Origin of the sequence: Gluconobacter sp. R75690, assembly GCF_015244525.1 — a bacterium.
Classification (GTDB): domain Bacteria; phylum Pseudomonadota; class Alphaproteobacteria; order Acetobacterales; family Acetobacteraceae; genus Gluconobacter; species Gluconobacter potus.
This window is the reverse complement of record NZ_JABCQB010000005.1, coordinates 1-13,808: the sequence shown is the minus strand read 5'-3', so window position 1 is coordinate 13,808 and position 13,808 is coordinate 1. Positions and strand designations below refer to the sequence as shown.

Sequence of the window (13,808 nt, the reverse complement as noted above, 5' to 3'; positions counted from 1 at the left end):
GGGATCAGTCCATCTTCAGGGCAGCGAGGAAGGCGCTCTGGGGGATTTCGACCTTGCCGAACTGCCGCATGCGCTTCTTGCCTTCCTTCTGTTTGTCCAGAAGCTTGCGCTTGCGGGAGATATCACCACCGTAACACTTGGCGGTCACGTCCTTGGACAGCGCGCCGATCGTTTCACGGGCGATGACCTTGGAGCCGATGGCCGCCTGAATGGCGATCTTGAACAGCTGCTTGGGGATCAGGTCCTTGAGCTTCGCGCAGATCGAGCGGCCGCGCTGTTCGGCGACGGTGCGGTGCGAAATGAAGGACAGCGCATCCACCGGCTCGTGGTTCACGAGGATGGAAATACGGACGAGATCGCTCTCTTCGTAGCCATCCATCTGGTAGTCGAACGAGGCATAGCCGCGGCTGATGGATTTCAGGCGGTCGTAGAAATCGAACACCACTTCATTGAGCGGCAGGCGGTAGACGGCCATGGCACGGTTGCCGACATAGGTCAGATCCACCTGTACGCCACGGCGTTCGGAGCAGAGTGTCAGGACCGGGCCGAGATATTCGTCCTGAACCATGATGGTCGCCTTGATCCAGGGCTCTTCGATGGTTTCGATCTTGCTGAGTTCCGGCATGTCGGCCGGGTTGTGCAGATCTTCGGACGTGCCGTCCGTCATGTGCATCTTGTAGACCACGGACGGGGCGGTCGCGATCAGGTCCAGATTGAACTCGCGGGACAGACGTTCCTGAATGATTTCCAGATGCAGCAGGCCGAGGAAGCCGCAGCGGAAACCGAAGCCCAGGGCCGCCGATGTCTCGGCCTCGAAATGGAACGAGGCGTCGTTCAGGCGTAGCTTGCCCAGGCTGTCGCGCAGCTTTTCGAAGTCGTCGGCATCGATCGGGAAAAGACCACACCAGACCACCGGAATGGAAGGCTTGAAGCCCGGCAGGGCTTTGGGGGCAGGACGCTTGTCGAGCGTGACGGTGTCACCGACATTGCAGTCTGCGACGGTCTTGATGGCGGCGTTGATGTATCCCATCTCGCCCGGGCCGAGGCTTTCGACTGACTGCATTTTGGGCAGGAATACGCCGACCTGATCGACATGATAGGTCGCGCCGGTCTGCATCATGCGGATGCGGTCACCGCGCTTGAGGCGGCCGTCCTTGATGCGGACGAGAATGATGACACCGAGATAGGCATCGTACCAGCTGTCCACCAGCAACGCCTGAAGTGGGGCTTCGGCATCACCCGTGGGGGCAGGAAGACGCTGGACAAGGGCTTCGAGCACGCCTTCGATATTGATGCCGGTCTTGGCGCTGATCTCGACGGCGTCATCGGCCGGGATACCGACCACTTCTTCGATCTGGGCACGGACGCGCTCGGGTTCGGCGGCCGGCAGATCGATCTTGTTCAGGACCGGGACGATCTCGTGATTGGCATCAAGCGCCTGATAGACGTTCGCCAGCGTCTGGGCTTCCACGCCCTGGGAGGCGTCCACGACCAGCAGCGAGCCTTCACAGGCCGCGAGCGAGCGGCTGACTTCATAGGCGAAGTCGACATGGCCCGGTGTGTCCATGAGGTTCAGCGTGTAAACCTTGCCGTCCTTGGCCGGATAGGTCAGGCGGACGGTCTGCGCCTTGATGGTGATCCCGCGCTCCTGCTCGAGCTCCATCGAATCGAGAACCTGGTTTTTCATCTCACGCGCGGTCAGCGCGCCACAGGCCTGGATCAGGCGATCGGCCAGCGTCGATTTGCCGTGATCGATATGAGCGATGATCGAGAAATTGCGGATAAGGGAGAGCGGGGTATCGGTCATGGCTGCTACATAAGGGATTATCGCAGAAATGTCAGTAGATCTGCGCAAAAGCCTGCCTTTGTGAAAAGGCAGGCGGAAGAAGGATCAGCGGTCCGTCAGACGGAACTCGATCCTGCGGTTTCTGGCATAGGCCGCCGGTGTGCTGGCGGCGTCCAGAGGCTGGTAGTCGGCAAAGCCTGTCGCGGCCAGATGGTGCGGGTCAACACCTTCGGCAATGAGCAGCTTGACCACGGTGATGGCACGTTCGGATGACAGCTCCCAGTTGCTGGGAAAGGCGCTGTGGATGGGCTGGCGATCGGCGTGGCCATCCACACGTAGGATCCAGGGCAGATCCGTTGGGATCGTTGAGGCGACCTGTTTGAAAGTATGAGCAAGGGTCGTGATTTCCTTGCGGCCTTCAGGCGTCAGATCGGCACTCCCCTGCGGGAACAGGATTTCCGACTGGAAGACGAAACGGTCTCCGACGACATTCACGCCCTTCTGGTCTTTCAGCAGGTCGCGCAGGCGCCCGAAGAACTCCGAACGGTAGCGCTTGAGCTGATTGACCTTGTCCGCCAGTGCCAGATTGAGCTTGCTGCCAAGATCTGCGATCTGCGCGTCCTTGCCCTGCTCAGCCTTCTTTTCAATATCGAGGGCGTTGCTGATCGCCTGAAGTTGGCGGGTCAGTTCCTCGATCTGGGCCTGAAGGTCAGAGATCTTGTTGTTCTGCTGCTTGCTCGTGTCATCAGCCGAGGCCAGGGCCTGATCCTTCGACTGAAGCTGCCCCGTCAGGGCGGCGATCTGGGTCGAAAGGGTCTGGAGCTGGACCTGATTGTGCTGCTTCTCATCCGACAGCGTGGCGACGGTCGAGGACAGGCTTTTGTTCTTGTCCTCCGTCATCGACAGCATGTGCGACAGCTCGGCCAGCTGTTTCTGAAGGGCGTCGAGTGTGTGCTCGCGCCGTGACAGCGAGACCGAAAGGAACTGCTGCCCTACCACGAAGACGAGCAGAACGAAGGTGACGACCATCAGCAGGGTGGACAGGGCGTCCACATAACCGGGCCAGGCATCGAGGGCGTTGTGTGATCCGCGTCTGCGCCGGGCCATGGATCAGCCCTGCCTGCTGGGAGGGGGCGTCGTATTGCCGGACGCTGCCGCGATCGTGCGGGCCAGAACGCGGAGATCGTTGCGAAGCTCTCCGATCGTCTGGGCGCGCCCTTCGTGCAGTTCCTGGATCAGGCGGCTGAGATGCGTCTCGATCCGCAGGAGCGCCGTGCCCTGAGACCCCGGACCCTCATCACCCATCTGCCGCAGAAGGGCGGTCTGGGTTTCGGCCGTGCGGGTCATAAGCTGCTGGTTGGCGGCGAGCAGATCCGTCATGCCGCGCAGGCGTTCCTGCAGGCTGTCGAGCATATGCAGTTCGCGGACACGGTTTTCTTCGCTGCGGGAGACGGCGTTCTGAAGCGTTTCCAGATTTTCGGCCGTCTGTTCGAGCAGGGCCTGAACATAGGCAGGGACGGGCGCGCCGTCGCTGTCGATGGACGTGCTGCCGCTGACACGCGTGACGCCAGCCAGCCATTCTTCCAGTTCATTGAAGAAACGGGTCTGGGCCTGTCCGGCCGTCAGATCCAGAAAGCCGAGGACGAGGGCGCCGGCCAGACCGAACATCGAGCCTGAGAATGCCGTTGACATGCCAGCCAGCGGTCCGGCAAGGCCCGTTTTGAGCTGGTTGAACATGACGTCCATGTCGCCGCCGCCTGCGGACATGTTGCCGATGACACCGGCAATCGAGCTGACCGTCAGCAAAAGGCCGTAGAACGTGCCCAGCAGTCCCAGAAAGATCAGGAGCTGCGTCATGTAACGGGAGATTTCCCGGCTTTCATCCAGACGCGAGGACAGGCTGTCGAGCATGGCCTGTGTCGTCTGGGTCGAGAGCGTCAGGCGGTCCGTGCGGTTGCGGGCTGCCAGCATGCTGGCCATGGGAGCGAGCAGGCGCGGTGCCTTGGGTGCGGCCAGACCGGCGCGGGGCTGACGCAGGAGCTCAACCCACTGTACTTCCGGCATCAGGCGCTGGACGACATGAAGGTTCCACAGGATCCCCAGCAGGAGCACGCCGAGGATGATGGCGTCGAGTTTGGGGTTCGCGTTGAAAGCATGGAGCAGGGTCGTGCCCATTGTCGCGGCCAGAAGGCCGACCGCGACAAGGAAAACGGCCATTCGCAGCAGGTAGGTCGTAGGACGTGTCACGGCGTGTCTTTCCTGATTTTATTATGGCATGCCGTTTGCGGAAGAGGCGGGGGTGTCGGTGGGATTTGTCTCGATGACAACATCCAGCCGGTCAGCAGGTGCGGTGTCTCCTGTCGCCGGACGCCCCAGCGCGCGGGGGTAGAGGCGGGTCGTGGCGACACCTGTGTGAATGAAGATCGAGCGGACAGCGAGCGCTCGTGCCAGCGCGATGCGGCGCGGCATGGACACGTCATCGCCGGGCAGGGCTGCGTACGCCATCAGCACGACGCGCTGCTCGGGATGGTGGGAAAGCCCGGTTCCGTAGTCCTGAAGCGCCTTGAGGCTGTCTGCGTTCAGCGCTTCGCTTCCGTTCGGGAACAGGACCCGCATTCCGCCCTCAGGGAGCGGCGCCGTGTGGCTGGCCGCGTCGGCAACGGTCGTGACTTCGGCGGGCGGGACGGGAGGATGAATCTGGACGGGGACGAAAGGCGGGGGCAGGACGACCGGCGGCGGCGGAGCAGGGGGAACGCCGGGAATGGTCGTGTGCGTCGGCGTGCTCCGGACGGGCTCTGCCGTGGAGGATGCTCCCGCTGCGGGCGGTGCTGCCACGGGGGCCGGGGCCTTTGCCGCGGGTTTCTGGACGGCGTGTCCTGCCGGATGCGTCGTCGGGGCTGGTTTTTTCGCGGAGGGGGCTGTCTTGGCCTGAGGCAGATCATCCAGATTGCTGGTGACCTGCGCCTGAGCGGCGGACAGCGGAAGGCAGGCCAGAAAGGCCGCCAGAGGAAGGGAGAAGGGGATCGGCCTGTACATGTCAGGCCGATCCTAGACGAGGCCTCACGACTCCCGCAATGGGAAGTGAGGGCAGTTTCGTCAGCTCCGGTTCAGGGCCTCGTGCACAAGGGCGCGCAGGGGGCCGTGAAGGTTGGTGTTTCCGGCAACGACATTGACGTCGTCGGGAAGGTCATGGAGTTCGGTTCCGTCCGGGTCGGTCGCATAACCACCAGCCTCGCGGACCAGAAGCAGGCCGGCTGCGCAATCCCAGGGCTTGATGCCGAATTCCCAGTAACCGTCGTAACGGCCGGCTGCGACCCAGGCGAGATCCAGGGCTGCGGCGCCGAAGCGGCGAATCCCGGCAACCTGAGGCATCAGGGCGCCGAGGACGCGCGCGAACGGCAGACGGCTGCTGCTCGGCACCTTCGCAAACGGAATCCCGGTGGCGAACAGGGCTTCGTGCATGTTGCGGCGACCGGAGACACGAAGGCGGCGTTCGTTGAGGAACGCGCCCACGCCCTTTTCGGCCCAGAACATTTCGTTGGCGGCCGGGTTGTAGACAACCGCGGCTGCCATTTCGATCGTTCCGTCCGGCAGCTTGCGCTGAAGGCCGATGGAAATGGCCCAGTGCGGGATGCCGTGCAGGAAGTTCGTCGTGCCGTCCAGCGGATCGACGATCCAGCGCCAGGTCCAGTTGTCCCCGCCCGAAGCGCCGCTTTCTTCCATCAGGAAGGCGTAGCCGGGACGGGCACGGCTCAGTTCCTCGCGGAGGATGGCCTCTGCGCGCAGGTCGGCCTGGGAGACGAAATCTCCCGGGCCCTTGATGCTGACCTGAAGCTGTTCGACCTCGGCAAAGTCACGGAGCAGGCGGCGCGAGGCCTTCTGCGCCGCGCCCTGCATGACGGCAATGTGCGGGGAAAGACGCATGTTGGATCAGTCCTTCGCGCGTTCGACGTAGGATCCGTCTTCCGTGCGGACAACGATGCGCTCACCGGCTTCGATGAACGGCGGGACCAGCGTCTTCACGCCATTGGACAGCATGGCGGGCTTGTAAGAGGAGCTGGCCGTCTGGCCCTTGACCACCGGGTCGGCTTCCGTGACTTCCAGCGTCACATGCGGGGGCAGTTCCACACCCACCGGGTCGCCTTCGACCAGCTTGACGTTCAGCGGCATGTTGTCCTGCAGGAAGGCGAACTGGTCGCCGAAGATGTCTTTGGCAAGGACGAGTTGCTCGAACGTTTCCGGATCCATCAGGACGACATTGTCACCGTCCATGTAGGAATAGGTGTAGTCCTTGTCTTCCGTCATCAGACGCTCGACGGAATCCGCCGTTCTCCAGCGCTCGTTGGTCTTGTTGCCCGTCTTGAGGTCGCGCATTTCGACCTGGATGAAGGCGCCACCCTTGCCCGGGGTGATGATCTGCTGCTTGAGAACCGTCCAGCGGCGGCCATCGTGCTCGATGACCTGGCCGGCCCGGATAAGGTTGGCTTGCTGTTTCATGCTTGTGTCCTGATGACCCTTGGGGAGGGATTTTCTGTCACGTCTTGTGGGCTTCTAGCGCCGCACGGGGGCTGGAAGCAAGGCCAAGGGGCGCGTGACGGTTTGTGGCTTCAGGAAACTGTGAAGGGCAGGGGGCTTGGGGCATGGCGGCGGACAGGTCATGTCAGAGTGTGTGTCTGTCCTGAAGGTCAGGGCGAAACGCAAGGAGAAGCCGCATGTACGATATGAAGAACCTCTCGCGCATTTCCCATCTTGAAGCCAATGCCTCCAAGGGCATGGATGCCTTCTGGCAGTTCGACCGTGCCGCATTCGAGGAAGGCGAAGTCAGCGCCCTGACCAAGCAGCTTGCCGCTGTGGCTGTCGCACTGACGACGCAGTGTCCTTACTGTATTGAACTTCATGTGAAGGCCGCGCGCGAAGCCGGCGCAACGGATGCTCAGCTTTCCGAGATCGCCCTTGTGGCCGCCGCCATTCGTGCGGGCGGCGCCATCACCCATGCCACTCACATGTTCGACGCCAAATAAGGCTGCTTCAGTTTTATGAGGCGTGTCAGGTGAAGCTGCACGCCTCTCCGTCGGGCGTTGAGACCGTGCCCGGAGACGCGAGGTCCAGATATTCCGGCCCGATCGGCACCTTGCCTCGTCCCCCCGGAATGTCGAGAACATAGGTCGGCCAGGCCAGGCCCGTGACGCGCCCGCGAAGCTGCCTCAGCAGGGCCTGACCTTCCGGGACAGGGACGTGGAAATGTCCCGTTCCGGCGGCGGCGTCCAGATGGTGCAGGTAATAGGGTTTGACCCGCGCCTTGATGAAGGCCCGCAGCAGGGCTTCCAGACTTTCCACCGTATCATTGACCCCGCGCAGCAGAACGGATTGTGACAGGACCGGAATAGCCCGGGCCAGAACGGCGCGGATGGTCTTGGTGGCCTGCGGGGTCAGCTCGCTGGCATGGTTGGCGTGCACGACCAGCCACATGGAGCGGTCCGTTTCCATCGCATCGAGCAGTTCTTCCGTCATGCGGACCGGGTCGGCGACCGGGACGCGGGAATGGATGCGGATGGTCTCGATATGCGGGATGTCGGACAGGGACTGCACGATATGCTTCAGACGGCGCGGGGCCAGCATGAGTGGATCGCCACCTGTCAGGATGATTTCGCGGATATCCGGATGCTGCCGCACCCAGTTGAGCGCGGTTTCAAGCTGCGCATCGCTGAGCAGTCCACCGCCCGGACCGACATGCTCGCGTCTGAAACAGAACCGACAGTAAAGCGGGCAGACCAGCAACGGCTTGAGCAGGGCACGATCTGCATAGCGGTGCACGATGCCGGGGACGGGCGAGAGAGCATCATCGCCGATCGGGTCGGGGTCTTCGTGGGGCAGGGTCACGAGTTCGCGGGCGTCGGGGATGACCTGTCGGGCGATGGGGTCGTCCGGATGTGTGATCAGGTCCCGGAAGGCGGGGGGAATGGCCATCGTGAAGCGCTCGCCCACCGCTTCGAGCGTTGCGCGGTCGGCTTCCGTCGCCAGTCCTGCGTCGATCAGGTCGGACGGTGTACGAAGCGTGTGACGTTTTGCAGAACGTTCCGCGGAATGTTGCGGGGCTGTCTTGACCATATCATCCATGTGATGCCTCTAGCGGTGCGGGTCCCGGTTTTGCAACAGGAGCGAGAGACGTCATGACCGTATTGTCTGCTGATCCGGGCCGGATCGCCGAGCGCCTGCCCCTGCTTGAGCGGCGTACGCAGATGGTCAGATCGGTCCGGACCTTCTTTGAAGAGCGCGGATATCTGGAAGTGGAAACGCCGTTCGCGGTTCCTGTTCCGGGTGAGGAAGTCCATCTGCGCTGTTTCAGGACGGAACTTGAGCGGCCGGATGGCTCGCGTGAGGCGCGTTTTCTGCATACGAGTCCGGAATTCGCGATGAAGCGGATTGTCGCGGCGACGGGGCGGCCGGTGTTCCAGATGGCGCGTGTCTGGCGCAATGGTGAGGCCAGCAATACGCATGCCCCGGAGTTCACGATGCTCGAATGGTATCGTCCGGGCGCGGATCTGTCGTCGCTCATGGATGAAACCGAAGCCTTCCTGCGCGCGCTTCTGCCGCCCGTGGTGCATCGGGGGATGGATGTCATTGATCTGTCACTACCTTTCGAGCGGCTGACGATGCAGGCTGCATTCGCCCGTTATGTGGGGGCGGATCTGCTGGGGACGGCGGGAGATGCCGAAGCCCTCGCCAGGCAGGCGCATGTTGGCCTGCGCAACGGGGAGAGCTGGGAGGACCTGTTTTTCCGGCTTCTTCTGGAGCGTGTCGAGCCCGTGATCGGGCGTGAGCGTCCCACATTCCTGACGCACTGGCCGGCGGAACAGGCGGCACTCGCACGCCGGGACCCGGAAGACGGGCGCGCGGCGCTGCGGTTCGAACTTTATGTGGGTGGGCTGGAGCTGGCGAACGCCTTTGAAGAACTCACCGATCCGGTGGAACAACGCGAGCGTTTTGCAACGGATCGTAAGCGTCGTATGGAACTGTCGCCGGATCAGGACTGGGCAGTGGACGAGGCGTTTCTGGCGGCTTTGCCGGATCTGCCGCCCTGTTCAGGAATTGCGCTCGGGTTTGACCGGCTGGTCATGCTGGCAACCGGGGCGCCGCGGATCAGTGACATTTTGTGGTTGGCCTGATCTTTTCGGAACTTGCAGGAGTTTTAATCCTTCTTTTGCGTCAGAAGGGCTAGAACGTGTCGAAAGAGGAACATGACCGCATTGCCGCGGCACAGTCGGGGAAGATGATGATGAAAAAAGTTGGATTGCTGTCTGTCCTGGCGCTGCTGGGCCTGTCTGCCTGCGAAGTCCCCACCCTTCAGCAGCGCAAGGTTCTGGATTCCATGGTTGGCAAGTCCGAAGTGGACGTGCTGCGTCAGTTCGGTGTTCCGACCCGTAACTACGATGCCCAGGGCCATACGTTCCTCGCCTATATCGATAACGAAACGCAGTATTCTCCCGGCGGTGGCTGGGGTTGGGATGGCTGGGGCGGCGGTATGGGCGGCTGGGGCGGCGGCTGGGGTGGTATGGGCGGCTGGGGTGGCGGCTGGGGCGGCATGGGTGGATGGGGTGGCGGTTTCCCGTCGACCTATTACAACACCAGCTGTCAGACGACATTCGAGCTGGTCAGCGGCAAGGTCGTCGGATGGACCATGCGCGGGGACGGGTGCTGATTCGGCCAACCTGCTCTATGGTCGTTTCTCCCGCTCACAGGATGGTGCGATCAGGCATGGATGTGCGACTCGATGTTTTCTCTTCAGGACGGTTTCCGCGCTGGGGGAAGGGACTGAAACTCGGCGTGGGGCTTTTTCTGGGAGCCTCGCTCTCCGCCTGTGGCGATCCTGACTGGCAGGGCACCGACTGGACGAAGAACTACCAGGACAACTTCGAGACCCAGATCAGCGCCCGCGCAGCCCTCATGCCTGGAAGCACCGACCAGGCCTATCAGCCCAGCCCGGACGGCACGCCCAACAGTCCGGTGGCCTATCATGCGCCGCCGATGCTGTCTTACGAAGACCATCCGCTCAATGAAAACATTGCGGGATCGCTGGAACTCTCCGATTACGTCAAGGCCATTCAGGTTGCGAAACTGGATCCCTGGATCAGCGGTCCGGGTCCCTACACACTCTTTGCCATTCCCAATGTCGCCATGGAGCGCCTGAGCGCCCGTTGGCCGGGTGGACTGCTTGCTCCGGCCAATCGCGGGCAGCTCACTCATATTCTGGGCTACACGATTGCATACGGGAAATGGGATGAGGCGGCTCTGCGCAAGGCCATCCAGCGCAATCATGGTCGCGCCATCGGGCTGAAGACCCTGTGCGGGGATCTGCTGGGTGTACAGCTTTCCCCGCAAACGGGCGAACTGATCCTTGAGAATACGGCGGGTCAGACCAATCGTCTGGGGAGCAGGTCTTTCCCCCAGTCCAACGGCGTTCTCTACTTCACGCAGGATACGCTTCTGCCCGTGCCGGCGCTGAAACTGGCGTCAGCCGGCAGCAAGAACAGCCATCGCTGAAAACCGCTCCGCATCCTTGCCATCGAACTGAAGTGGGATGGCAAGGAAGTCGGCTCCTGCCGTGATGGCGGACGAGGCGTCTTCCGTGTTCCGGATATTCTCGGCGACCCCTGGCAGTTCCATGACGGAACTCCACCATTTCACCAGTTCCAGATCGCCGGGCGGAAACGCGACGTAATCGGCTCCCGATTCGCCAGACTTCATGGCGTCGTCGCGGTTGGTGCACAGACAGCCGACCGGCATGTCGCTTCCAACCGTCTTGCGCAGGCTTACGAGGTCCTCGACGTTGGCCGCGTGAAGTCCGTCACAGATCCCCAGAAGGGATTTCGGCGTGTCGGCCAGCGATCCCGCGACTTCCAGGATCATGGCGACACCATTGGCATGCAGCAGGTCCACGAGCTGTGAAAGCTGCGTTGCCTCCGGCGTCCATCCGGCGGGGATGCGAAGAGCCGTTATTTCGGGCAGCACGAGGAGGTCACGGAGCACCTCGAGGGCAGCGTCCGTCTTAAAACCGGCAGGCAGAACGGGGTAGAGATCACAGGCTGTCATGGGGACGTTCTCGCAGATTGTGGCGGCGGGAGCTAGGCGGGCGGAGAGTCAGGACACGTCCGCGATAATCTTTATATGTTTCCAGGGCGCGGAACTGGGCAGGGCTGGTGCGGCAGATGGCCCAGCCGATCCCGGCGTCCAGCGCCTGCCGGGCGATTGCGGGCGATGCACCGCAGTCCAGAATGGATCGCCCGGCCCGGGATCCCACGACTTCGAGCCACCAAGGGATGCCGAACGCGTTTCCCGCACTTTCGGCGGAGAGGGCAAGAAACGGTTTATCCAGCGACAGAAGCAGCTGATCCATCTCCTCACGGGACGGAACCATAAAAACAGGGTAGTGAACGGGCAGGGATGTCCTTGACCCCATGCCGGGATCGGGTCTTTCCTGATGGTCTTGCCGGAGCGGGTCTGTATTGGGCATTTTAATCGGGCATTTACTGGCAGAATGAGTGCATGAACGGAAAGATCGTGGCGGTAAACGAGACAGGTAATGGGCAGGACGATAAGGCGGTTGAACGTCTTGAGGAAGCGATGATGCGGATTGCTGCTGCGTCCGAGCGTCATCTGCTGGCGAAGGAAGCCTGCGAGCGTGCGCTCCATTCCGCTCCTGATCTTTCGGAATTCGCGGCCAATATCGACGCGCTGTGCGCCCGCATTCAGGGCGTGCTTGACAGGAAGGAGGGCTGACCGATGGGACAGGTATCCATTCGTCTCAATGGTTACGTCTACAATGTCGGGTGTCAGGATGGGGAAGAGGCCCATCTCTATGACATGGCCCGTCATGTGGAAGGCTGGCTCCAGCGGGCGCGGACCCTGGGAGGGGCCGCGAGCGAATCCAAGACGCTCATGATGGCCGCCCTGCTGATGGCCGATGAGATTTTCGAGCTGAAACGCCGGCAGATCTCACCCCAGGCCGAAACGCAGATCCAGCAGGCCGAGCAGCTCCTTCGGCTTGAGGGGGCACGGCAGGACCGTCTGGCACGTCTGGCGGGGCAGGCTGAGCTTCTGGCTGCGGAACTCGAACGCGCATCCTGATTCTACAACGTTTACATTGAACATCGGGCCGGACAGTCTAATATAGGTCGTGGAGCTGCCTGGTGCGTCAGGCAAATCATCCCCCGGGCCGATAAGCATTCCTTAGGGAACTGGCTCTGTCGTGGCCCTGGTCACGTTAACCGGTGCCCACCTGCACTTGCAGGTCTAGGAGGGCTGAAAAGACCAACGGCTTTGGCGGCTCCACAGATTTCCGACCTCGACCTCCTGAAAAAAGACCTGCGCCTGAAAATGGCCCAGCTGCGGCAGGCCGCTTCTCCTGATGACGAGACGGCGTTGCGAAAATTTCTCCTGAAAGAAATTCTGGCACGACCCGCTCACAGGATCGCGGCGGTCTGGCCACTGGCCGGAGAAGTGGATCTCCGCCCCCTCTGCCATGCTCTTTCGGCGTCCGGACGGCAGGTTCTGCTGCCGGAAACCACGCCCAAAGGCTCTCCCCTGATCTTCCGGCGATGGGCGCCTGCCAGCATCATGACGGTCGGCCGCTTTGGAACCTCGCATCCCGAGGGTGAAATCGATATTCCGGATCTGGTTCTCGTGCCGTTTCTGGCCTTCGATGCTTCCGGCTATCGGCTCGGATATGGCGGCGGCTATTACGATCGTACTCTGGCCATGCTGGATGTGCCGGCAATCGGTTTCGGCTTTGCTGGACAGCGGGTCGAGCGTGTTCCCAGAGGTCCTTACGATATTCCGATCCCGGCGATCGTGACTGAGCGCGGGATCATCAGGACCGATCCTTCCAAAATCACTATGAAAGACTGACTGTTGAGACTGCTGTTTCTTGGCGACATTATCGGGCGTAGCGGGCGTGAAGCCATAATCCGGAACCTGGCCGACTGGCGCCAGAAACTCTCGCTGGATCTGGTGGTCGCCAACGGAGAGAACGCGTCACACGGATATGGCCTGTCTCCCGATATTGCCAAGAACCTGCACAATGCCGGTGTCGATGTGATTACGCTGGGCAACCATGCCTGGGACCGGCGGGACATGATCGGCTACATCAATCAGGCCCCTCACATCGTCAGACCCGCCAATTATCCTGCCGGAACGCCGGGGCAGGGAAGTCATATCGTCGAAATCAGTCGTGGGCGCCGGGCGCTGGTCATCAATGTGATGGGCCGCATCTTCATGGATCCGCTGGATGACCCATTTCGCGTCGTTAGCGAAATTCTCTCCCGCCACCGTCTGGGGGTGACGGTCCACGCGATCCTGATCGACGTTCATGCAGAAGCCACCAGCGAGAAAATGGGCTTCGGTGCCTATTTCGACGGAAAAGCCTCTGTCGTGGTGGGAACGCATACCCATGTCCCGACAGCGGATCATCGTATTCTTCCTGCAGGCACGGCCTATCAGACGGATGCGGGCATGTGTGGCGATTACGACAGCGTTATCGGGATGGGAAAGCCTGCCGCATTGCACAAACTGGTCCGGAAGATTCCCGGGGATCGGCCGCAGCCAGCAGAAGGGGAGGCTACGGTTTGTGGGCTGATGGTGGAGACGGATGACGCAACCGGGCTGGCCCGAAAGGTGGCTCCGCTGCGAATGGGGGGGCACCTGGCTCCCAACTGGCCGGACTTCTGAGAAGAGCAGAAAAATTGAGAAAAATCTGCCTTTTTTCGAGTGCGATTCGCAATGAATAACGGGGGTTAGTCTTTTTTGTCGCAGAAAACCGGTGTTTTCCCTGTTGATAAGTGCCTTGTGAATTCTGTTTGACACTCTGCTGAGGTCCCCGTATAAGCCCGTTCACCGACGCGGCGGGGCCCACTTCGAGGGGTTCTGGAGCGGCGGGGATGGTGGTCTTTGAAAATTGAATATGGAATTGGAAGGGATATGTTGGCGGCGTTTTGGTGCTGGTGATCTGGGGTTAAGTTCCTGGGTC

17 protein-coding genes and 1 other RNA gene are annotated in these 13,808 nt (G+C 61.7%); 9 read left to right on the top strand and 9 right to left on the bottom strand.

What is annotated here, in order from left to right; all coding sequences use genetic code 11:
* Positions 1 to 4 precede the first annotated feature (4 nt).
* The 6 genes from lepA to efp all read right to left on the bottom strand — a co-directional run bounded on the left by lepA (position 5) and on the right by efp (position 6,283).
* Entirely contained in the window at positions 5 to 1,807 is a 1,803-nt protein-coding gene (lepA, locus tag HKD27_RS07270) for a translation elongation factor 4 (RefSeq protein WP_194689039.1), read from the bottom strand.
* Positions 1,808 to 1,891: 84 nt separating this feature from the next.
* Positions 1,892 to 2,893, bottom strand: coding sequence for a peptidoglycan -binding protein (locus HKD27_RS07265; protein ID WP_194689038.1), 1,002 nt, complete (start codon positions 2,891 to 2,893; stop codon positions 1,892 to 1,894).
* Between the two features lie 3 nt (positions 2,894 to 2,896).
* A complete protein-coding gene (locus HKD27_RS07260) occupies positions 2,897 to 4,033 on the bottom strand; it encodes a flagellar motor protein MotA (protein WP_194689037.1) in 1,137 nt (378 codons plus the stop codon).
* 21 nt (positions 4,034 to 4,054) lie between these two features.
* Positions 4,055 to 4,822, bottom strand: coding sequence for an OmpA family protein (locus HKD27_RS07255; RefSeq protein WP_194689036.1), 768 nt, complete (start codon positions 4,820 to 4,822; stop codon positions 4,055 to 4,057).
* 60 nt (positions 4,823 to 4,882) lie between these two features.
* Positions 4,883 to 5,710, bottom strand: a complete 828-nt coding sequence (locus HKD27_RS07250; RefSeq protein WP_062493542.1) for an inositol monophosphatase family protein — start codon at positions 5,708 to 5,710, stop codon at positions 4,883 to 4,885.
* A 6-nt stretch (positions 5,711 to 5,716) separates the two neighbouring features.
* Positions 5,717 to 6,283 carry an elongation factor P gene (gene efp, locus HKD27_RS07245; RefSeq protein ID WP_062493545.1) on the bottom strand — a complete coding sequence of 189 codons (567 nt, stop codon included), beginning with the start codon at positions 6,281 to 6,283 and terminating at the stop codon, positions 5,717 to 5,719.
* Positions 6,284 to 6,498: 215 nt separating this feature from the next.
* On the opposite strand from efp, the gene HKD27_RS07240 reads away from it, so the two are divergent.
* On the top strand, positions 6,499 to 6,807 hold the full coding sequence (locus HKD27_RS07240; protein WP_011251821.1) for a carboxymuconolactone decarboxylase family protein: 309 nt from the start codon (positions 6,499 to 6,501) through the stop codon (positions 6,805 to 6,807).
* Positions 6,808 to 6,832: 25 nt separating this feature from the next.
* Here the strand turns inward: HKD27_RS07240 and HKD27_RS07235 are convergent, their stop codons facing one another.
* Positions 6,833 to 7,903: a lysine-2,3-aminomutase-like protein gene (locus HKD27_RS07235; protein ID WP_194689035.1), complete on the bottom strand. Its 1,071-nt coding sequence runs from the start codon at positions 7,901 to 7,903 to the stop codon at positions 6,833 to 6,835.
* A gap of 53 nt (positions 7,904 to 7,956) precedes the next feature.
* Here HKD27_RS07235 and epmA point away from each other — a divergent pair, with 53 nt between their 5' ends.
* From epmA to HKD27_RS07220, 3 genes are all read left to right on the top strand, one after another.
* Positions 7,957 to 8,952, top strand: a complete 996-nt coding sequence (gene epmA / locus HKD27_RS07230; RefSeq protein WP_194689034.1) for an EF-P lysine aminoacylase EpmA — start codon at positions 7,957 to 7,959, stop codon at positions 8,950 to 8,952.
* Between the two features lie 104 nt (positions 8,953 to 9,056).
* Positions 9,057 to 9,485 (top strand): hypothetical protein, encoded by a 429-nt coding sequence (locus HKD27_RS07225; RefSeq protein WP_024717203.1) that lies wholly within the window; start codon positions 9,057 to 9,059, stop codon positions 9,483 to 9,485.
* Positions 9,486 to 9,541: 56 nt separating this feature from the next.
* The gene (locus tag HKD27_RS07220) at positions 9,542 to 10,327 is read left to right on the top strand and encodes a fasciclin domain-containing protein (RefSeq protein ID WP_194689033.1); all 786 of its coding nucleotides are present in this window, start codon (positions 9,542 to 9,544) and stop codon (positions 10,325 to 10,327) included.
* Here HKD27_RS07220 and HKD27_RS07215 read toward each other — a convergent pair.
* Both HKD27_RS07215 and HKD27_RS07210 read right to left on the bottom strand, forming a co-directional pair.
* Positions 10,298 to 10,876, bottom strand: a complete 579-nt coding sequence (locus tag HKD27_RS07215; protein WP_194689032.1) for a thiamine phosphate synthase — start codon at positions 10,874 to 10,876, stop codon at positions 10,298 to 10,300. The genes HKD27_RS07220 and HKD27_RS07215 overlap by 30 nt on opposite strands.
* The gene (locus HKD27_RS07210; protein ID WP_194689031.1) at positions 10,863 to 11,180 is read right to left on the bottom strand and encodes a hypothetical protein; all 318 of its coding nucleotides are present in this window, start codon (positions 11,178 to 11,180) and stop codon (positions 10,863 to 10,865) included. Before HKD27_RS07210 ends, HKD27_RS07215 begins: the two co-directional genes overlap by 14 nt.
* A 149-nt stretch (positions 11,181 to 11,329) precedes the next feature.
* On the opposite strand from HKD27_RS07210, the gene HKD27_RS07205 reads away from it, so the two are divergent.
* The 5 genes from HKD27_RS07205 to HKD27_RS07185 all read left to right on the top strand — a co-directional run bounded on the left by HKD27_RS07205 (position 11,330) and on the right by HKD27_RS07185 (position 13,510).
* On the top strand, positions 11,330 to 11,563 hold the full coding sequence (locus HKD27_RS07205; RefSeq protein ID WP_049750714.1) for a hypothetical protein: 234 nt from the start codon (positions 11,330 to 11,332) through the stop codon (positions 11,561 to 11,563).
* A 3-nt stretch (positions 11,564 to 11,566) separates the two neighbouring features.
* A complete protein-coding gene (locus HKD27_RS07200) occupies positions 11,567 to 11,911 on the top strand; it encodes a cell division protein ZapA (protein ID WP_011251813.1) in 345 nt (114 codons plus the stop codon).
* A gap of 49 nt (positions 11,912 to 11,960) precedes the next feature.
* Positions 11,961 to 12,117: non-coding RNA, 6S RNA (gene ssrS, locus HKD27_RS07195), on the top strand.
* Complete coding sequence (locus HKD27_RS07190) at positions 12,104 to 12,691, top strand: 5-formyltetrahydrofolate cyclo-ligase (protein WP_194689030.1); 588 nt, start codon at positions 12,104 to 12,106, stop codon at positions 12,689 to 12,691. Before ssrS ends, HKD27_RS07190 begins: the two co-directional genes overlap by 14 nt.
* A gap of 3 nt (positions 12,692 to 12,694) precedes the next feature.
* On the top strand, positions 12,695 to 13,510 hold the full coding sequence (locus HKD27_RS07185) for a TIGR00282 family metallophosphoesterase (RefSeq protein ID WP_062493497.1): 816 nt from the start codon (positions 12,695 to 12,697) through the stop codon (positions 13,508 to 13,510).
* Positions 13,511 to 13,808 lie beyond the last annotated feature (298 nt).